Genomic DNA, 17,962 nt, shown 5'->3' on the forward strand with positions numbered 1-17,962 from the left:
TCACTCGGCCTCCGCCTCGGGAACTCCGAGTTCGGAGAGGAAAGACTTGGCCCAGTGGCCCACGTCGTGGGTACGCAGGTGACGTTGCATTGTCCGCATCCGGCGGCGTGCCTCGGTTTTCTCCACGTGCACTGACCGGAGCAGGGCGTCCTTGACCGCGTCCGGGTCGTGCGGGTTACACAGAAATGCCTGACGCAGCTCCGTTGCGGCGCCAGCGAACTCACTGAGCACGAGCGCGCCACCCTGGTCGGCGCGCGACGCCACGTACTCCTTGGCTACCAGGTTCATGCCGTCGCGTAGCGGTGTCACCATCATCACGTCGGCGGCAACGTACATCGCGGCCAGTTCACTGCGACTGTACGACTGATGCAGGTAATGCACGGCCGGCACGCCGACCCGGCCGAATTCACCATTAATCCGGCCAACCTCGCGCTCGACCTTGACCCGAAGTGCCTGGTAGTGCTCGACTCGCTCGCGGCTGGGCGTGGCCACCTGCACCATAACCGCGTCGGGAACTGTCAACTTTCCGTCAGCCAGCAGTTCGCGGAAGGCCTTGAGTCGCAACTCGATGCCCTTGGTGTAATCCAGCCGGTCCACGCCCAGGATTATCGTCTTCGGGTCGCCCAACTCGGCGCGGATCTGCTTGGCCCGAGCCTGGATCGCCGGGTCGGCGGCCATCCGCTCCATCTCCTGGGTGTCGATCGAGATGGGGAAGGCGCCCGCCTTCACCTGCCGACCGTCGACCTGGATCATCTGCCCCTCGTAGCGCAGCCCGAGCAGGTGCCGGGCCAGCCGGACGAAGTTCTGTGCGGCCAGCCGCTGCTGGAAGCCGACCAGGTCGGCACCGAGCAGGCCGCGCAGGATCTCGGTGCGGAACGGCATCTGCATGAACAGCTCGATCGGCGGGAACGGGATGTGCAGGAAGAACCCGATCCGCAGGTCCGGGCGCAGCTCACGGAGCATCGCCGGGACCAACTGAAGCTGGTAGTCCTGCACCCAGACCGTCGCGCCCTCGGCCGCCACGTCCGCAGCGGCCTCCGCGAACCGTGCGTTGACCAGGCGGTACGCCTCGCGCCAGCGGCGCTTGTAGGCCGGTGTCTCGACCGCGTCGTGGTAGAGCGGCCAGATCGTCGCGTTGGACTGGCCCTCGTAGTAGCGCTCCAGCTCCTCGGCGCTCAGCGGGACCGGGTGCAGCCGGATCCCCTCCAGGTCGAACGGCTCGGGGGCGGCACCGGTGCCACCGGCCCAGCCGACCCAGGTGCCCTGGTGTTCGGCGAGCACTGGGTGCAGCGCGGTGACCAGCCCGCCAGGGCTGCGTCGCCACTGTCGGCCCTCGGGAGTGCTCACCTCGTCGACCGGCAGACGGTTCGCCACTACGACAAAGGAGCTACGGACGGTCACGATCGGCCACCTCCGGGTACTGACGGGTCCACCGCCATGAGCGTACTGAGCGTAGCTGCGGCGTCTGGTGCCCCGCGCCGGAGTCTCCTACCCGCCTCGTACTCCTCGAAATCCTGAAGGTGATCTTGTCGACAGGTCAGCTCAGAGGTCGATGATCGGCCATTCCTTGGGCAACACCTCACCGAGCAACTCCCGCCGATCCGTCATGATCGGTACGACGGGGTGGGTAGCGGCGTCGATGGCGAGCTGGGCCAGGTCCATCCGGCCCTCCATGCGACGCGACCAGCCGCCGAGATGGCCGCACATGTCCCCCTCGACGGGGGTGACCTGAATATGCGGAAGTGCGCCGAGTAGCTCGAGCATCTCCCACTGCGCGGGGGTCGCCCGTTGATGTGCGTTTGCGAGGCACAAGGCTGGGACAAGCACCTGCCGGCCGCGGTCGGCGGCCTTCGCGATCCGGTGCCCGACGTCCAGCTCTGTCGAGGAGTAAGCGAGCAGCGCGGTGGTGTCCAGCGCGAGGCCGAAAGCGATCACCGGCGAGCCTTGGCGCGTGCTGCGCGAAACTTGTCGCGTGCTGCCAGGACCTCACCCTGCAGCCGGGCAGCCTCGATGCGCAGCTCCGGCGTGATGCTCGCCTCTAGCTGGTCCATCTCGACCTGCGCCCGCGCCAACCCCTCGTCAGTGAGCTTGAAGCCGACGCTCCGCAGGATCTCCCGGGTCCTTTCTCCGGCCACCCGGCGTCGCAGTGATTCCGCCACATAGGCGGAAGCGTTCGGTTCCTGAGTGAGCCGTTCAGCGAGATCATCAGGCAGGCTGATGGTGATCTTCTTGGTCATACCAAAACCGTAATTTGCCTTACCGGCTCTGGCAAGGAGGCTCGCCCGCGTACTCCTGGGGCGGGGTGATGTGGGCGAAGCGCGGCGTACCTGTCAGGATTGACGATGGCGTGCGCGCGGCCGGCTCCCGGCCGGCGGCGGCGGGCGGTCCTCGCAGCCCGCGCCGCGCCGCCGATCAGCGACAGCAACCGACGGAGGTAGCCCGCACCGTGGCCCAGTACATCTACGTCCTGGAAAAGGCCCGCAAGGCGCACGGCGACAAGGTCGTGCTCGACAACGTGACGTTGAGCTTCCTGCCGGGAGCCAAGATCGGTGTCCTCGGTCCGAACGGCGCCGGTAAGTCCAGCCTCCTCAAGATCATGGCAGGACTGGACAAGCCGAGCAACGGCGAGGCGCGGCTCATGCCCGGCTACACCGTCGGCATGCTCGCCCAGGAACCCCCGCTCAACGAGGCCAAGACCGTGCTCGGCAACGTCGAGGAGGCGGTCGCCGAGACCAAGGCCAAGCTGGAGCGGTTCAACAAGATCGCCGAGCAGATGGCGACGGACTACTCCGACGAGCTGATGGAGGAGATGGGCAAGCTCCAGGAGGAGCTGGACCACCTCGACGCCTGGGACGTCGACTCCAAGCTCGAACTGGCCATGGACGCCCTGCGCTGCCCGCCGCCGGACGCCGACGTGACCCAGCTCTCCGGTGGTGAGCGCCGCCGGGTGGCGCTCTGCAAGCTGCTGCTGGAGGCCCCCGACCTGCTGCTGCTCGACGAGCCCACCAACCACCTGGACGCGGAGAGCGTCTCCTGGCTGGAGCAGCACCTCGCCAAGTACGCCGGCACCGTCATGGCGATCACCCACGACAGGTACTTCCTGGACAAGGTGGCCGGCTGGATCCTGGAGCTGGACCGCGGCCGGGCCATCGGCTACGAGGGCAACTACTCCACCTACCTGGAGAAGAAGGCCGCCCGGCTCGCCATCGAGGGTCGCCGCGACGCCAAGATGAAGAAGCGGCTCACCGAGGAACTGGAGTGGGTCCGCTCCAACGCCAAGGCCCGCCAGACCAAGTCCAAGGCCCGCCTGGACCGGTACGACGAGATGGCCAACGAGGCGGAGAAGACCCGCAAGCTCGACTTCGAGGAGATCCAGATCCCGCCGGGCCCGCGCCTGGGCAGCACGGTGATCGAGGCGAACAAGCTCAGCAAGGGCTTCGGCGACCGGCTGCTGATCGACAACCTGTCGTTCTCGCTGCCGCGCAACGGCATCGTCGGCATCATCGGCCCCAACGGCGTCGGCAAGACCACGCTGTTCAAGACCATCGTCGGGCTGGAGCAGCCGACCGACGGGGCGGTCCGGGTCGGCGAGACGGTCTCGCTGTCGTACGTCGACCAGAACCGCGAGGGCCTCGACGGCGACAAGACCGTCTGGGAGGTCGTCTCCGACGGGCTGGACTACCTGATGGTGGGCAAGGTCGAGATGCCGTCCCGGGCGTACATCGCCGCGTTCGGCTTCAAGGGACCGGACCAGCAGAAGCCGACGAAGGTGCTCTCCGGTGGTGAGCGCAACCGGCTCAACCTGGCGCTGACCCTGAAGATCGGCGGCAACGTCATCCTGCTCGACGAGCCGACCAACGACCTGGACGTGGAGACGCTCTCCAGCCTGGAGAACGCGCTGCTGGAGTTCCCCGGCTGCGCCGTGGTCATCTCGCACGACCGGATGTTCCTGGACCGGGTCGCCACGCACATCCTCGCCTGGGAGGGCGACGACCAGGACCCGTCCCGGTGGTTCTGGTTCGAGGGCAACTTCGAGGCGTACGAGAAGAACAAGATCGACCGCCTCGGCGCGGAGGCTGCCCGGCCGCACCGGGTGACGTACCGCAAGCTGACCCGCGACTGACCGGCCGAGAAGGTGTCTGACCGCTTCGTCTACCACTGCACGCTGCGCTGGTCCGACCTGGACGCGTACGGGCACATCAACAACTCGCGCTTCCTCACCCTGTACGAGGAGGCGCGGGTGGCGTTGATGTTCGCCGGTGGCCGGGCGTGGGGGGTCGGCTCGTTCGCCGACGGGGTGGTGATCCGTCGACACGAGGTCGACTACCTGCGCCCGGTCGACTACGCGCTGGGTCGGGCCACCGCGGAGGCGGCGCCCACCGTCCGCATCGAGCTGTGGGTGGAGGAGATCCGGGCCTCCCGGTTCACCGTCGCCTACGAGCTGTACGACGGCGAGGTGCTGGCCAGCCGGGCCCGCTCGGTGCTGGTGCCGTTCGACCTGACCCGCCAGGTGCCCCGCCGGATCACCCCGGAGGAACGGGACTTCCTGCTCACCTACGCGCCGCAGGGCGGCCTGGCATGACCCGGCCGGGCACGGGACGGGCGGCGGCGTCGACAGCGGCACACGGTGTGGCCGGGGTGGCCGACGCGGGTGCCTTCCTGGCTCGGCTGGTCCGGCTGGATCCGGTCGCGCCGGTCCGGTTGCGGCCGGCTGGTGTGCCCGGTCGGATCGCTCTCTGGGCCCGTCTGCCGTGGCAGGTCCTGGTGGTCCGGACGGTGGCCGGTGAGCCGGCCGACGGCAGCGCGGAGGACGTCACTGTGGCTGCCGCGGAGCTGCTCGCCGAGCTGGAACGCGGTGGTACGGCCCGGCCGGTCCGCCGGGACGCGCAGTGGCGGTGGCCGCTGCCCCCGGCGGGTAGCCGGAGGGTGGAGGCGCTGCCCGTCGTCGAGCTGCGGCGGATCGCGGACGCGGCGGCGGGCACCCTGCGTACGGCGAGCGAGCAGGGCGTGGCCGGCCGCGCGGTGGGCCAGCGGGCGCTGCGGGACGCGTTGCTCGACCACGTGGCGGTGCTTGTCACGCCGGACGGGCCGGCCGCCCCGCCGGTCGAGGTGTCGCAGCGGCTGGTGCAGGGGGTGGTCCGGATGGGCTTCCTCGGCGCCGCCGACGGCCCGGCCCCCGGCCACGACGAGGCGACCGTTCAGGTCCGGGTGGCCGGACGTTGGGTTGGCCTGGCGGGACCATACGGAGCGGCCTGGTTGCAGACGGCCACGGATCTTGCGGTGACACCCCTCAGCACTCGTCCGAACGGATGACCCCTGCTCATTCTTCTGGGCCGGGGCGGTCGTTGGGGGGGTGCTTCAACTCGGCTGTCCGGGTACCGTCCATGCTCGGATCCAACGCACCGTAGGCGACTGGATCCGCTGGGGAGTGAGGTGCGCGAGCGATGCCGTGGTGGTCATGGCGCCCCGGTCCCGCCGACGGCGGCGATCCGGAAACCCGAAGCGGGATCACAGTGGAGAGCGCGGTCCGGGTCGGACCGCCCAACCCTCGCCAGCCGGGGGACGACTGCCCGGCCAACGAGCGACCGGTGCTGACCGAGATGCTGGCCACCGTGGAGCCGGTGAGTCTGCGCCGCGTCTGCGACGCACTCGACCTGCTCGACGTGCGCTACCTGGCCGATGGCGACGGCAACCTGCTGGCCATGTGGGAGCGGCACGCCGTGTTGGTCACCCTCGAAGGGCCAGAGGACGAGATCCTGGTCATGCGGGCACGCCCGCACGCCACGGTCCCGCCGGACTGGGCCGACCGGGCCTATCGGGTGGTCAACGAGTGGAACCACACCCGCCGGTTCTGCAAGGCGTACATCGGCGACCCGACGGAGCGCGGGCAGCTGCCGATCTACGCCGAGCTTCAGGTGCCACTCGGCGCCGGCACCCACGACGCGCTGCTTGTGGAGATGCTCGACTGCGGCGCGGCGGTCGCCACCAGCTTCGTGGACTGGCTGCACGACGAGGGTGCGCTGCTCTGACGCTGCCGCGGCCCGGTGCTCAGCCGCCGTTGGCCGGGTCCTCCTCGGCGTTGACCATGAAGTACGCGGCCCGCTCCAGGTAGTCCCAGAGCGTGGCGGCGATCTCCGGTTCGAGGTCGAGCCGGTCCACGGCGCGGCGCATGTTCCGGAGCCAGGCGTCCCGCTCGGCAGCGCCGATCCGGAACGGCGCGTGCCGCATCCGCAGTCGCGGGTGGCCACGCTGGGCGGAGTACGTGTTCGGCCCACCCCAGTACTGCATCAGGAACAGGGTCATCCGATCCGCGGCCGGCCCCAGGTCCTCCTCCGGGTACATCGGCCGCAGCAGAGGATCGGTGGCGACGCCGGCATAGAACTCGTCGACCAGCCTGCGGAAGGTGGGCTCGCCGCCGACCGCTTCGAAGAGGGTCGTCGAAGCACCGGGACGCTCGGATTCACCTGCGGGGTTCACCGTTCCATCCTGCCAGGTGCGCCGGACCCCAGACCGACCCGCGCACCGTGCGTCGGATCACGCCGGACCGACGCCGTGCGCCCAGCCCGCCCGGGTCCGAACGGGTGGGTCGGGTCAGGTGACGGCGTGCCGGCGGTGACCGTCACCGGTACGCGGCTCGGGCGGCCCAGCGGCCGTGCCGTCGTTGGGGGGGTCGTCCGGGTGGTCGGGCGGCTCGGCATTGGCCGCCGTGGCTGCCGCGATCGCCTGGTTGAACGCCTGCCGATCCGGCCAGCGCAGCGCGGCCACCGCCATCAGCACCACGCCGGCCGCGCTCCACAGCCCCACCACGAGGGGGATGTTGTCGAAGTGGTCGGCGATCAACCCGGTGGCCAGCACCGCGAAACCTTGAATGACCTGGACACCTGTCGCCATCACCCCGAAGGCGCGGGCCCGGAAGCCGTTGGGCAGGGCCTGGACGAAGAGCCCGTTGGCCATCGGCAGCATGCCGGCGACCGCGAACCCACAGAGAGCGGCCAGCAGCGCCACCGCCAGCGGGGGCGGATCGAACAACGTCGGCACCAGCACCAGTGGGGCGAGCACCGCGAGCGGTCGCATCAGTTTCAGCCGGCGTGCCGGCCCGAACAGGCGGCTCACCAGCAGGCCGCCGAGAATGAAACCGACAGGGCTGGCCACCATGATCACTGCTTGGGCCGTGCTCGCGCTCATGGCGCCGCGGCCCTCCTCGTTGGCCCAGCCGACGGCCAGCCCCTCGGGGAGGATCGAGAAGAGCATCGCGCTGAACACCAGCACCGCTATCGCCCGCAGCACCGGCGTGCCGAACACGATGGTGAAGCCCTGGCGAGTCTCTCGCAGCAGGTGGCTGCGCTGCGCCGGGTTCGGCACCGCCGAGCGCTTTCGCACCCCCAGGCGGACCAGCAGCGCCGAGACGCCGAACGTGGCCGCGTTGAACAGCAGCGCGACCTGCGGGTCGATCGAGGCGACGGCGGCACCGAGCACGTACCCGATGATCTGGGCCGCCTGCCCCACACTGCCGTTCAGCGACAGCCCGAGCACCAGCCGGTCCCCGGCGAGCATCTGCGGCATCAACGCGGACTTCGCCGCCTGGCTCGGCGGGTTGGCCAGCGTGGCGGCGAAGATGAGCACCAGCACCGCCTGGTACGGCAGTTGCGGGATGGCGATGAGCAGCATCAGCGCCATCCGGATGAGGTCACACGCCACCATCACCCGCCGGTACGGGTACCGCTCGGCGAGTGCGGCGAGCACCGGACCACCGAGCAGCCAGGGCAGGAAGCTGACCGCGAAGGCAGCCGCGGAGAGCCCGACCGACTCGGTCTTCTGGTAGACGAGCAGGGTGACGGCGGCCTTCGCGACGTAGTCGCCGACCCAGGACAGAGCGCCCGCCAGGAACACGGCGCGGAACTCGTGCTGGGCGAACACTTCGCGAAAAGTAGCTGGGTCTTCCGCGGAAGGTCGCTCGTCGGGCACCGTCGCCTCCATCGGCCTCCGGGTCGACCGCTCGTGGCAGCCCGGCCGGAAGCGCTCGTCAGATCTACGGATCAGCGAGGTCGTGATCACGCTTTGGCGGGAACGCGTGCTCCGGATTCTGCCCGATCGTCTGACAACTATCTAGGTCGAACGGGTCATTCGTCGCTTCCCCGACTGAACGAACGGACGATACCTGAGGGGCCGGGCGGCTCGCGACCCCTGAATCCGAGGACAATGACGGGTGGGTCAGGTGGCACCGCCCTGACCAGTTTCGCCGTCGGGCAACGGCCGGGTGGGAAGCCCGGGAAAGATGCGGGCCGCCGCGATCTGCGCGGTGATCCCCGAATTCTCCAGCGCCTCGGCCAGCCGCCGACGCAACTCCCGGCCCACCGCGAACTGCCCGTCCGCCGTCGTCTTCACCACCGTCCGGATGACCGCACCGTCCACCGTCACCTGCTCGACACCGAGCACCTCCGGCGCCTCGACGATCTCCGGTGACAGCTCCGGGTCCATCGCGACCGAGGCGGCCGCGGTCCGCAGGACGGCGGTGGCCTCCTCGGTGCTGTTGAACCCGATCGGCAGGTCCACCACCACGAGGGCCCAGCCCTGGCTCTTGTTGCCCACCCGGATGATCTCGCCGTTGCGGATGTACCAGAGCACTCCGCGACCGTCGCGCACTGTGGTCACCCGTAGCCCGACCGCCTCGACCACGCCCATCGCCTCGCCCAGGTCGACGTTGTCGCCCACGCCGTACTGATCCTCGATGAGCATGAACAGGCCGGCGATCAGGTCCTTGACCAGGCTCTGCGCGCCGAAGCCCAGCGCGACGCCGGCGATCCCCGCGCTGGCCAGCAGCGGGGCCAGGTCGAAGCTGAACTCACGCAGGATCATCAGCAGCGCGATGCCGAAGACGAAGGCGGTGGTCAGGCTGCGCAACACCGAGCCGATCGCCTCGGCCCGCTGCCGTCGCCGCTCGGGCACGAACTCGGTCGGGTCGACCGCCGCGCTGGGCACCCGCTCGCGCAGCGGTCGCAGCATCGTCGGCACCGCGCCGTCGGTCGTCGTCCGGACCAACCGGTCGATCGTGCGGTGCACCGCCCAGCGGGCCACCATCGCCAGCGCGATGATCAGCAGCACCCGCAGCGGCTTGAGCAGGATCCAGTAACTGCCCTCGGCGAACCAGGCCGAGTGGGTCAGTTCGAACAGAAACTCGCAGGAGGAACTGCCCTGGCAGTTCACCGACCCGACGGTGGACAGGGCAAGGGGCGTCACGCTGGCGGCACTCACCCTGTCTTCGTACCGCAAGGAGCCCGAGCGCCCACCGCCGACCCACCGGCCGGGCGTCCGCCAGGCTGGATGCTGGCAAGCAGTGACGATCGCTTCGTGGTAACCCGGGGGGTGTCTCCGCCTCCGGGCACGACGATGCCCCTGACCGGCGGCTAGGGCTCGACGCTCAAATCAGTCGAAGCGACCCGCGTTCCGGGGTCGGCTGGTGGCGAGGGCTTGCTTCACCCAGCCCAGAAAACGGGCGTACATCTCGACGGGGTCCGGTGCGGTCCAGTACAGCTCGGCCAGGTCCCGGCCCGCCTCGGTCAAGCAATCCGCCACGTCGACCCCGAGCAACCTTGGCTCGTCGGAGTATTCGGCCACCAGTTCGGCTCTGGCCCTCTCGCACGGCCAGGGGTGCACGCAGTTGGCGCAGAACCAGAAGGGCCGGACCGGGCCGTGCCTTTGGCGGCTCACCGCTGAACCCCCCGATATCTGACCGGCGACCAGCGGCTCAGCCGGCGCAATGGAGGGTGCTGGTTGTTGATGGCCGAGTTCACCAACCCAAAGACCACCCCCGGCGCCCGGCACGCCCGCTCCAGGTCTTCTGTGATCCGTGCGATGGCGGCCAAGCGACTGCGGGCGTCGAACAACTGCCGCCGGGACAGCCAAAGTGACGTCTCCAGGTCGCGCACCCGTGCGTGTAGGTGCTCAAGCTCGGCTTCTGGTTCCACTGCAACCTCCGGGGATCGGGTCCGGTCGAGCACCCGCCCCCGCCGGGCGAAGCCTCCAGCAGGGGCGGAGCGTTACTCGATCCCACCCCGACTCTCTTCAACTAGGGCTCGCTCACCTTGAACGACTGCTCAATTTGTGGGTTTGCCCACAAACCTTATGGGACGCAGAGTACGCATCGTTCAGGAGGGCCACAAGAGGTTCGCCCACAAACCTGCAAGGATGGAGGCATGGAACCGCGACGCACTGCCGTCCAAGCGCCCATCCAACTCCGTATCGCTGACGACATCCGGATGCAGATCGAGCGTGGGGAGCAAGCGCCGGGTGACTCCCTGCCGACGTTGGCGGAGATCTGTGAGCAGTGGTCATGCAGCATGAACTCGGCCCGTGGCGCTATGAACCTGTTGAAGGCGCAAGGCTTGGTCGATGCCGGACGGGGCAAGGCTCCCCGGGTGCGCGTTCCGGTACGGAAGGTCGTTCGGTCATCGGACCGGCACCAGGTTGAGAAGGATCTCGCCATCCGGCCTGAATCCGAGCGAGCCGTCATCGGCGAAGCCGAGACGAACCTCAACATGTCGATCGCAGAGCAAAAGTTCAGCGCTCACTACGACGTGATCGATGCAAGTCCGGAGTTGGCGGAGATCTTCAAGGTCCCGAGTGGCGAGCCGCTGCTGCGGCGACGGTACGAGGCGCATGACAGCCAGACGGGACACCTCCTGTCCTACAGCGTGTCCCACCTTCCGGTGGCGCTGGTCCGCAATAACCCAGCGATCTTGGACGACAACAACGAGCCCTGGCCGGGAGGCACGCAACACCAGCTTCTGACCGTGGGTGTCGAGATAACCCGGATGGTCGATGAGGTAACCGCAAGGATGCCGACGACGGTAGAAGCGCAGGCATGGGGACTGGCTGAGGGTATCCCGCTTCTGTTCTGCCGTCGCATCTCCTACGACCTAGACGGTCGCGTTGTGGAGATTTCCGATGCCGACTATCCGGCAGACCGAACCGAGTTTCGCTTCGTCACGGAACTCAAAACCTGGCCGAAGAAGCGCCAAGCCGGCAGCGGAACTGACAGGGGCAACTAGGGGAGACCGGAATGTCGAACGCTTCAAGCCTGGCAGATCAAGAGTTCTTGCAACGCGCCATCGAGATATCGAGGCGCGCGCTCGAAGACGAGGGTAAGACGCCGTTCGGATCGATAGTAGTGTTGGCCGGCGAGATCGTCGGCGAGGGAACGAGCAGCGTCGTCGAACTTCGCGACCCTACCGCCCACGCTGAGGTTATGGCCTTACGGGACGCTGGATCCCGCAAGGGCACGCACCTATTCACAGGCGGAACGATGTACGCCAGCAGCGAGCCCTGTCCGATGTGCCTTGTGGCTTGTTACTGGGCGAGGCTGGATCGGGTGGTGTTCGGTGCGACGAGCCACGATGTTGCCACCTACGGTTTCGAGGACTTGCAGCTATACCGTGAGCTAACCTATCCGGCTCCCAAGCGTGCCCTACGTGAGGACGCAGTGCCCGGTCAGGTGAGAGAGCAGGCTGTATCGGTACTCCGTTCATGGGCAGACAAGCTTCCAGTGCCCGTTGAGCCGAAGTACTGAGTTTCGCCCATCAGAGTTCGTGTGAGAACTTTCTGTACGAGATCAAGGCGGCCCGCTTCGCAGGCCGCTCGCGCCGCCGACCAGGGGCCGACCTGGAGGGTCGCCGCTCGGGGACCCCGCCGCCCGGGCGCAAGCGCCCGGCGGCACCCCCGGCGGTTGCAGCCCCCGCCGGCGGCGCGACGCTAGATACGAGAAGCCCGGGTCGCCTTGATCGGCAACTCCGGGGCTAGCTAAATAAGACGCGAGGAAGGTCACCTCTCAACGAACTCCACGCCATCGGCCATCCAGTGCTTGTCACCCTCAGGTATCTCCGTCGAATACTGCCTAGCCGGAACGATGCCGAAGTCCTCTTCGGCGACACTAAGGTTGAAAAGAAGATATTCTCGCCTGCTCTGAGGTGTGTGGCGAGAGGTGACGCGGGGTCCCTCACCATCGAAATAGCTCTTGCCGTCGCCTAGCCCGAGCCGTCCCAAGATATAGGCAAGCTCGGTTGTAATCGGCGATCTGCTATGCAATATCGAGCACAGGGAGAGGAATACTCGTCCGCGTTGAGTGACGCGGTAGAGGGTCCTATCGATTGCTCGGCTTATCATTCCTGCTGCAGCGAGGTCACTTATGACGGACTGTATCGCTTTCGTTGCATAGTTTTTCGCGCGAGGCTGTTGAAGTAGGCGCTGCACCAGGCTGCTGTTTCTGAGGAAATCGGAATAACCGACGGTGGCGATGGTGTGGAGTACGGCAATGTCGCGGCCAATCTCCAAAGAGCTGACGATATACGACACATCATGCCTGGAGAGGCGGCCGAAGACCACGTTTAGAAGGAGATCGTCTACGACCTGCTTTCGCAGGTGTTCGCGCAGGAAAGCCCGTTCGCTGTCGTCGTTGATATCAAAGTCTGCCGGGTACTGAATGACGCGGAGCATAGCCACCCGACCGGGTATGACTCGACGCGCCCGTTCTATAACCTCATGGACTCGTCTAATGTGGCGCGTTTTAGCTGACACCAAGTAGATTCCGATATCACTCTCATTGGCGTGGAGGAGAGTGTTTAGGTCCTTCTCGATGCCGTCCGCGTGACTCTTGAGGGTCTGTCCGATGACATGTCGCGACTTGTCTCGGTCGAGTAAGCAGGCGAAGTCAAGCTCGCCCCGGTCCGCCTCCTGATAGCCGTAGAGCGCAGATGCGGAGTACTCCGCAACAAAATTAATGAACGTCTCAGTTACAAATCCATGCTCCGGAGAAGCCATTGCGCACCCACCTAAGCTCGACCACGCAACCCCGCCTCACCGTACTGGCCAGCGGGCAGAAGATCGACCTTCTGGGAACTGCGCGAGTGTCTGAATCGGCAAGGTGGGTCCCCGGCCGCCCGGAAGCCGCCCTCTAGCTAGGGCTGCAATCACTGTGGAGAAGGGCATGCCCCCGGCGGGGCGCTCGGGCACTCTGGGATGGTTGGCGCCATCCCGACACCCTCCGTCCGGGCAGAGCCGAGCGGGCAGGGCCTGCCTGGTCAAGGTCGTTCAGACGGTGTGGTGCTCCACCTTGACCAGGCAGGCCCCACCCACTCCACGGTGCGGACGAAGGCCGACGGGATGGCTGAGGGTGCAGCCGGGGGAAGGGGGTCCGAAGATCATCGGGCACACATCCGGCACAACTGAGGCCGACAAGGGTTGTCAACCACTGTCAGGCAACGGCAGAGTTCTCCCAGGCGGGGACGGCGATCCGCCCGGATGCGCATGATCCTCATACCCCATGAGGGATTAGTACGTGCAATCCGGGGTCCGATCAGGGACTATTGGCGCAACGGACGTCGGTGATCGGCCCGGCGTCGACCGTGTGGGTGGTCATGCCCCGACCTCGGTCGACGGCGGTACGCAGCAGCCGCTGAACCGGGAGGGTGATCGCGATGCCTGACATACGACCCACTGTGGGCTCCGGCGCGTTGGTCCTCAACGCCACCTACGAGCCGCTGTGTGTCGTGTCGGTGCGCCGCGCCGCGATCCTCGTTCTCTCCGCCAAGGCGGTCTGCGTCGCCGACGGCGATGGCATTCTGCACAGCGCTCGCGACGCGCTCCCGGTGCCGTCCGTGGTCCGGCTGACCCGCTTCGTCCGCGTGCCGTACCGAACGCACGTCGGGTTGTCCCGGCGGGCGATCTTCGCCCGGGACGGGTGGCGGTGCGCCTACTGTCGGGGCCCGGCCGAGACCATCGACCATGTCTTCCCCCGCAGCCGGGGTGGCCGGCACGCCTGGGAGAACGTGGTCGCCGCGTGCGCCAGGTGCAACCACACCAAGGGCGACAAGACGCCGGCGGAGATGGGGTGGCGGTTGCACGCGCTGCCCGCCGCGCCGAAGGGCACCGCCTGGCGGGTGCTGGGGCACCGCGCCCCCGACCCCCGCTGGGCCGACTGGCTGGACCTGCGGGAGCCCGAAGCCGCCGCCTGATTCCGAACGGCGCGGTCAGGCCCCGGGCCGCGGGTGGGTTGCCCGGCGCACGGCGCGCTCGTGGCGGTCGGCTGCCCGGCCGTGCGCGATCGCGAGTAGCCGGTCGATTTCGGGCAACATCTGCGGACCGGGCATGACGATGCTGCCGAAGCCGTGCAGCGCGTAGCCCGGGTGCGGCACGAGGGCGTCCAGCCGGGCGAAGTCGAAGGTGTGCCGGTGATCCTCGAATGCCTTGGGTGGGAAACCGAACAGCCTCTCGAACTCGACTCGACCCAGGTCCAGGTTGAGGCGGAAGACACCGGGACGGTCAAGCTGCGAGGCCTCGTCGAAGCCGAGGACGTCGTGCTCGACGATGGTGGCGAACGGCTGGCGGCGGTCCGGGCCGACGTAGAAGAACCGGTCGCCCCAGGCCCCCTCGGGTGACCCGTTCTCCTCGCTCGCCACGACCTGGTCGACCTCGGGCAGAGCGAGGATTCGATCCGCGAGCATGGCCGCGTCGACACCGGTCGGGATGTGCAGGACCGCATCGGCGTGTTCGATGGTGGCCTGGTCCAGGGGGAAGTAGCGGTAGTCGTGCGCTCTCTGCTCGGCCGGTCCTATCTCGGACGTGTGGACGTACCCGGGATGGTTGGTCTTCTGCTGGAGCCCGCCTTCGTAGGTCGACGTGCCGGGTGCCCCGATGCCGAGCGCGGGACTCGCGCCGAGGCTGCCGACGATCAGCGCGTACCGATCCGTCAGCAGCGCTGCGATGATCGCGCCGGCGCCGGCCCACGACACAGCGGTTCCGGCCATCGTCATCGTGCTCTGGTGGCGCTGGAGGTGCGTGTTGTGCGCGAAGACCAGTGTGGGCCCGCGGTGTGCCTCAGTCGCCCGGATCGCGAGTAGGTTCTCGGCCATCAGCGCGTCCCGGACCCCGGCCAGGCGGGCGAAGCGTTCCTCCTGCGCCAGTGGTGCGGCCGCCGCGGCGTGGTAGCGCAGCACCGCGACCGCGGACGTGGCGTGTACAAACGCCGCCTGCCAGCCCTCGGGCCGCCGGGGTGCCTGTAGGTACAACTCGCTCAGGAGATCGTCGGCGATCACCCGCAGCCGCTGGGCGTTGGTCGAGCGCCCGATCGACCTGCCCGGCTCCCAGATCGCGGCCGTATCGCTCCACTGAGCCTCGTCCCCGATCAGGTCGTCGATCTCCGCTGACCGGTCGAGATCGAGGAAGTCACAGAGCTGGGTCAGGTAGCGCCGTGGGCTCGGAGCGCCCTCGATCTCCAGCGGGGCGTCGAAGCCGTGGAACGTGAGGCGCTCGGCGACTGGCCGTCCGGCATTCCACTCGCGCATCCGCAGCAGCAGGTCACGGTTGGCTGGAGCGGCGCCGAATCCGTGGCTGAATCCTTCGGCCAGTGCACGGTCGAGCGTCACGGCAGCGCCACCTCGCACGAACTCGTCGGCGATCAGCCCCGCCGCCCGGTCGCTTTCCAGCGCGATCGACCGGTAGCCATGCTCGGTCAACGACATGAAGGCCTCGTTGCGGATCTGCAGAAAGGCGGACTCACCATGCGTCGGTTCGCCGAGCGCGAGCAGGGTCGGAGATCCAGCAAGCAGGTCGAGAAGGTTCGTCACTCCATCAACCGTATCGTTGAACCAGCGGGTGAGGCTTACGAGCAATGGAGTGCGGTGACAGCCACAAAACCCTCAAACCTTGGGGTACGTCGACCAGTCGACCTCGCACGCGTACACGGACTGTCCGCGCAGGCCGTGCGCAACTACGAACGAGATGGCGTCCTGCCGCCGGCCCAGCGCACCTCGAACGGCTACCGCCGGTTCACGGAGGTGCACGCCAAGGCGCTGAACGCCTACCTCGCGCTGATCGCGGGCCACGGCTACGCGGCCAGCGGCGAGATCATGCGTGCCGTCAACCGGGGCGAGATCGACACGGCTCTGCGCACGATCGACCACAGTCACGCCCTGCTGCAGCGCGACCGAGAGACACTGGACGGGGTCGAGGCAGCGGTTGCGATTCTCACCGAGACGAAGCCACAACCGCAGAGCCGCAAAGCCGTGCCGATCAGCGTGCTCGCACACCGGCTCGGTGTGCGACCCGCCACGCTGCGAAAGTGGGAGCGGGCCGGGATTCTCCGGCCGGTGCGCGATCCCGCGACCGGCTACCGCGTCTATTCAGCTGACGACGTCCGCGACGCCGAACTCTCCCACCTGCTGCGCCGCGGCGGGTACCGGCTCGACCACCTCGCCGACGTGCTGCGTCGAGTGCGCGACGCCGGCGGAGCCGGGCCGCTCGCCGCTTCGCTGGGCCAGTGGCGGCAACGGCTCACCGAGCGCGGCCAGGCCATGCTCACCGGGGCCGCCCGGCTTGCCGAATACCTCGACGCCGAAACCAGCGCCACCGGACGAACGCACTGATCGCCGCACGTTCCTGCCGCAGTGCAGCCCCAACATCAACCGGTCCTGGTCGCCGCGTTGGTAATGGCGCTGCAGCGACACCGGCGCGTCAGCGCGCGGTGCCGTACGCCCGCAGGAAGGCCTGAACGCCTACTGCCGTGATCCGGTCAGTCTCCTCGCACGGCAGCGGGATGACGCCCCAGTAGGACCGCTGCACGATGTCCGCGGAGATCAGGACCATGAAGTGGGCCGTGGCCTGGGCGGGATCGCCATGTACGTCGAGCAGGCCGTGGTCGGCCAGCGCGGCCATGACCACGGTCATCTCGCGGGAGACCGGGCGCGGCCCGGCCTCCTGCCAGGCGTCGAGGACCTCGGTCGGGACGTGCCCGGCCTCGCCGTGGATGTGTCGGACCAGTGAGAAGTGGTCCCGGAAGTCCGTCATCAGGGCGACCCAGGCGCGCGCCAGGGCCAGCAGGTCCCGCTCAAGATCCTCTGGGCGGGGCGGGCGCTGCGGATTCAGGCACTTCCGCAGTCGGACGAGTTGCTCGTCTCTGACCTGCCCCGCACTCCACTGCATGACCGAACGGAACAGTTCCGCCTTTCCGCCGGGAAAGTGGTTGTAGAGCGTGCGGGTGGAGGCGCCGGCCTCGGCCGCGATCGTGTCGATGCTGGCCCGGGTGTAGCCGTCCCGCCCGAAGACCTCGCACGCGGCATGCGCGATCGCCGCCGCCTTGTCCCCTCGCCCGCGTCGCGGCCGGGTCGCCGCCGTCTCGTCCTTGGAGTCCGTGCTGGCCATCGTCGCCTCTCCCGCGTGCGGCTTCATCAATTACAACGGTGGTTGTAGTTTTTACAACGACCGTTGTAATCTACCGTACGCGTCGCATCGGGCGCAGAAACAGCGAGCTGCCTGGGGGAACCGTCATGCCCGAAACCACCCTTGCCATTGAGCCGGCAACGGCTGAGAACGCGGCGCTACGGGTCGCCGCCATCGTCGGCAGCGCTCGCGGTGGCCGCGTCGGCCCATCCGTCGCCGACTGGTTCACCCGCCACGTCGGCGGACGCACTGACATCGAACTCGACGTCGTCGACGTCGCCGACCTGGATCTCCCTGTGGCCATGCCCGGCTGGGACGGTCTGCCCGCGCCTGCCCCGGCGATCCAGGTCACCCTCGCGAACGTCAGCTCCCGGCTGGCCGCCGCAGAGGCATTCGTCGTCGTCACCCCCGAGTACAACCACAGCTTCCCGGCCGCCCTGAAGAACCTCATCGACTGGCACTACGTCCAGTGGCAGGCCAAACCAATCGGGTTCGTCTCGTACGGCGGGCTGGGCGGCGGCCTTCGGGCGGTCGAGCAGCTCCGGCAGGTCTTCGCCGAGCTACACGCCATGACGGTGCGTGACTCCGTCAGCCTGCACGGGCCGTGGTCAGGGCTGGGCGAGGACGGCGCACCACTCGACACTGCGGTGTGCGAGGGGGCCGCCAAGAGCATGATCGATCAGCTGGTGTGGTGGGGCCGCGCATTACGCGCCGCTCGCGCCAGGCAGGCGTACGGCACGTGACGACTGTGCCC

Annotated in this window: 20 protein-coding genes; 9 read left to right on the plus strand and 11 right to left on the minus strand. The window is 68.0% G+C overall.

Translation table 11 applies throughout. The annotated features are described in order from the left end of the window. The 3 genes from ABZU25_RS10240 to ABZU25_RS10250 all read right to left on the minus strand — a co-directional run bounded on the left by ABZU25_RS10240 (position 1) and on the right by ABZU25_RS10250 (position 2,237). Complete coding sequence (locus tag ABZU25_RS10240; RefSeq protein WP_355029002.1) at positions 1 to 1,401, minus strand: trehalose-6-phosphate synthase; 1,401 nt, start codon at positions 1,399 to 1,401, stop codon at positions 1 to 3. Positions 1,402 to 1,542: 141 nt separating this feature from the next. Then, positions 1,543 to 1,935, minus strand: a complete 393-nt coding sequence (locus tag ABZU25_RS10245; protein WP_355029003.1) for a hypothetical protein — start codon at positions 1,933 to 1,935, stop codon at positions 1,543 to 1,545. After that, positions 1,932 to 2,237 carry a hypothetical protein gene (locus ABZU25_RS10250; RefSeq protein ID WP_355029004.1) on the minus strand — a complete coding sequence of 102 codons (306 nt, stop codon included), beginning with the start codon at positions 2,235 to 2,237 and terminating at the stop codon, positions 1,932 to 1,934. Before ABZU25_RS10250 ends, ABZU25_RS10245 begins: the two co-directional genes overlap by 4 nt. A gap of 209 nt (positions 2,238 to 2,446) precedes the next feature. On the opposite strand from ABZU25_RS10250, the gene ettA reads away from it, so the two are divergent. The 4 genes from ettA (at position 2,447) to ABZU25_RS10270 (ending at position 6,029) form a co-directional block, all read left to right on the plus strand. Beyond that, on the plus strand, positions 2,447 to 4,123 hold the full coding sequence (gene ettA, locus ABZU25_RS10255) for an energy-dependent translational throttle protein EttA (protein ID WP_355029005.1): 1,677 nt from the start codon (positions 2,447 to 2,449) through the stop codon (positions 4,121 to 4,123). Positions 4,124 to 4,135: 12 nt separating this feature from the next. Continuing rightward, on the plus strand, positions 4,136 to 4,582 hold the full coding sequence (locus ABZU25_RS10260; RefSeq protein WP_355029006.1) for a thioesterase family protein: 447 nt from the start codon (positions 4,136 to 4,138) through the stop codon (positions 4,580 to 4,582). Continuing rightward, the gene (locus tag ABZU25_RS10265; RefSeq protein ID WP_355029007.1) at positions 4,579 to 5,313 is read left to right on the plus strand and encodes a hypothetical protein; all 735 of its coding nucleotides are present in this window, start codon (positions 4,579 to 4,581) and stop codon (positions 5,311 to 5,313) included. The genes ABZU25_RS10260 and ABZU25_RS10265 overlap by 4 nt, the downstream gene beginning before the upstream one ends. A 131-nt stretch (positions 5,314 to 5,444) precedes the next feature. Next, complete coding sequence (locus ABZU25_RS10270; protein ID WP_355029008.1) at positions 5,445 to 6,029, plus strand: YbjN domain-containing protein; 585 nt, start codon at positions 5,445 to 5,447, stop codon at positions 6,027 to 6,029. A 19-nt stretch (positions 6,030 to 6,048) separates the two neighbouring features. Here ABZU25_RS10270 and ABZU25_RS10275 read toward each other — a convergent pair whose 3' ends face one another. The 4 genes from ABZU25_RS10275 to ABZU25_RS10290 all read right to left on the minus strand — a co-directional run bounded on the left by ABZU25_RS10275 (position 6,049) and on the right by ABZU25_RS10290 (position 9,708). Beyond that, positions 6,049 to 6,477: a globin gene (locus ABZU25_RS10275; protein WP_355029009.1), complete on the minus strand. Its 429-nt coding sequence runs from the start codon at positions 6,475 to 6,477 to the stop codon at positions 6,049 to 6,051. Positions 6,478 to 6,591: 114 nt separating this feature from the next. Next, complete coding sequence (locus ABZU25_RS10280) at positions 6,592 to 7,977, minus strand: MFS transporter (protein WP_355029010.1); 1,386 nt, start codon at positions 7,975 to 7,977, stop codon at positions 6,592 to 6,594. Positions 7,978 to 8,211: 234 nt separating this feature from the next. After that, the gene (locus tag ABZU25_RS10285) at positions 8,212 to 9,222 is read right to left on the minus strand and encodes a mechanosensitive ion channel family protein (RefSeq protein ID WP_355029043.1); all 1,011 of its coding nucleotides are present in this window, start codon (positions 9,220 to 9,222) and stop codon (positions 8,212 to 8,214) included. 201 nt (positions 9,223 to 9,423) lie between these two features. Continuing rightward, positions 9,424 to 9,708: a flavin reductase gene (locus tag ABZU25_RS10290; protein ID WP_355029011.1), complete on the minus strand. Its 285-nt coding sequence runs from the start codon at positions 9,706 to 9,708 to the stop codon at positions 9,424 to 9,426. Positions 9,709 to 10,193: 485 nt separating this feature from the next. On the opposite strand from ABZU25_RS10290, the gene ABZU25_RS10295 reads away from it, so the two are divergent. Beyond that, entirely contained in the window at positions 10,194 to 11,048 is an 855-nt protein-coding gene (locus ABZU25_RS10295) for a GntR family transcriptional regulator (RefSeq protein WP_355029012.1), read from the plus strand. Positions 11,049 to 11,059: 11 nt separating this feature from the next. Further along, the gene (locus tag ABZU25_RS10300) at positions 11,060 to 11,566 is read left to right on the plus strand and encodes a nucleoside deaminase (RefSeq protein WP_355029013.1); all 507 of its coding nucleotides are present in this window, start codon (positions 11,060 to 11,062) and stop codon (positions 11,564 to 11,566) included. A gap of 251 nt (positions 11,567 to 11,817) precedes the next feature. Here the strand turns inward: ABZU25_RS10300 and ABZU25_RS10305 are convergent, their stop codons facing one another. Both ABZU25_RS10305 and ABZU25_RS10310 read right to left on the minus strand, forming a co-directional pair. Further along, entirely contained in the window at positions 11,818 to 12,813 is a 996-nt protein-coding gene (locus ABZU25_RS10305; protein WP_355029014.1) for a hypothetical protein, read from the minus strand. A gap of 535 nt (positions 12,814 to 13,348) precedes the next feature. Then, on the minus strand, positions 13,349 to 13,480 hold the full coding sequence (locus ABZU25_RS10310; protein WP_355029015.1) for a hypothetical protein: 132 nt from the start codon (positions 13,478 to 13,480) through the stop codon (positions 13,349 to 13,351). On the opposite strand from ABZU25_RS10310, the gene ABZU25_RS10315 reads away from it, so the two are divergent. Next, complete coding sequence (locus tag ABZU25_RS10315) at positions 13,470 to 14,006, plus strand: HNH endonuclease (RefSeq protein ID WP_030333470.1); 537 nt, start codon at positions 13,470 to 13,472, stop codon at positions 14,004 to 14,006. The genes ABZU25_RS10310 and ABZU25_RS10315 overlap by 11 nt on opposite strands. Positions 14,007 to 14,021: 15 nt before the next feature. Here ABZU25_RS10315 and ABZU25_RS10320 read toward each other — a convergent pair whose 3' ends face one another. Continuing rightward, positions 14,022 to 15,617, minus strand: a complete 1,596-nt coding sequence (locus ABZU25_RS10320) for a DUF6194 family protein (RefSeq protein ID WP_355029016.1) — start codon at positions 15,615 to 15,617, stop codon at positions 14,022 to 14,024. A 54-nt stretch (positions 15,618 to 15,671) separates the two neighbouring features. On the opposite strand from ABZU25_RS10320, the gene ABZU25_RS10325 reads away from it, so the two are divergent. Beyond that, positions 15,672 to 16,415, plus strand: coding sequence for a MerR family transcriptional regulator (locus ABZU25_RS10325; protein ID WP_355029017.1), 744 nt, complete (start codon positions 15,672 to 15,674; stop codon positions 16,413 to 16,415). 88 nt (positions 16,416 to 16,503) lie between these two features. Here the strand turns inward: ABZU25_RS10325 and ABZU25_RS10330 are convergent, their stop codons facing one another. After that, positions 16,504 to 17,190 carry a TetR/AcrR family transcriptional regulator gene (locus tag ABZU25_RS10330; protein WP_355029018.1) on the minus strand — a complete coding sequence of 229 codons (687 nt, stop codon included), beginning with the start codon at positions 17,188 to 17,190 and terminating at the stop codon, positions 16,504 to 16,506. Positions 17,191 to 17,315: 125 nt separating this feature from the next. Between ABZU25_RS10330 and ABZU25_RS10335 the strand changes: the two genes are divergently transcribed. Then, positions 17,316 to 17,951, plus strand: coding sequence for an NAD(P)H-dependent oxidoreductase (locus tag ABZU25_RS10335; protein WP_355029019.1), 636 nt, complete (start codon positions 17,316 to 17,318; stop codon positions 17,949 to 17,951). Positions 17,952 to 17,962: the final 11 nt, after the last annotated feature.

The organism is Micromonospora sp. NPDC005215, from assembly GCF_040607915.1.
Lineage (GTDB): Bacteria > Actinomycetota > Actinomycetes > Mycobacteriales > Micromonosporaceae > Micromonospora.

Bases quoted from the DNA above. Each gene is read 5' to 3' on its own strand.
- ABZU25_RS10250 (WP_355029004.1), bottom strand. From the start codon at position 2,237: ATGACCAAGAAGATCACCATCAGCCTGCCTGATGATCTCGCTGAACGG.
- ABZU25_RS10265 (WP_355029007.1), top strand. From the start codon at position 4,579: ATGACCCGGCCGGGCACGGGACGGGCGGCGGCGTCGACAGCGGCACAC.
- ABZU25_RS10270 (WP_355029008.1), top strand. From the start codon at position 5,445: ATGCCGTGGTGGTCATGGCGCCCCGGTCCCGCCGACGGCGGCGATCCG.
- ABZU25_RS10280 (WP_355029010.1), bottom strand. From the start codon at position 7,977: ATGGAGGCGACGGTGCCCGACGAGCGACCTTCCGCGGAAGACCCAGCT.
- ABZU25_RS10295 (WP_355029012.1), top strand. From the start codon at position 10,194: ATGGAACCGCGACGCACTGCCGTCCAAGCGCCCATCCAACTCCGTATC.
- ABZU25_RS10300 (WP_355029013.1), top strand. From the start codon at position 11,060: ATGTCGAACGCTTCAAGCCTGGCAGATCAAGAGTTCTTGCAACGCGCC.
- ABZU25_RS10305 (WP_355029014.1), bottom strand. From the start codon at position 12,813: ATGGCTTCTCCGGAGCATGGATTTGTAACTGAGACGTTCATTAATTTT.
- ABZU25_RS10315 (WP_030333470.1), top strand. From the start codon at position 13,470: ATGCCTGACATACGACCCACTGTGGGCTCCGGCGCGTTGGTCCTCAAC.
- ABZU25_RS10310 (WP_355029015.1), bottom strand. From the start codon at position 13,480: ATGTCAGGCATCGCGATCACCCTCCCGGTTCAGCGGCTGCTGCGTACC.
- ABZU25_RS10330 (WP_355029018.1), bottom strand. From the start codon at position 17,190: ATGGCCAGCACGGACTCCAAGGACGAGACGGCGGCGACCCGGCCGCGA.
- ABZU25_RS10335 (WP_355029019.1), top strand. From the start codon at position 17,316: ATGCCCGAAACCACCCTTGCCATTGAGCCGGCAACGGCTGAGAACGCG.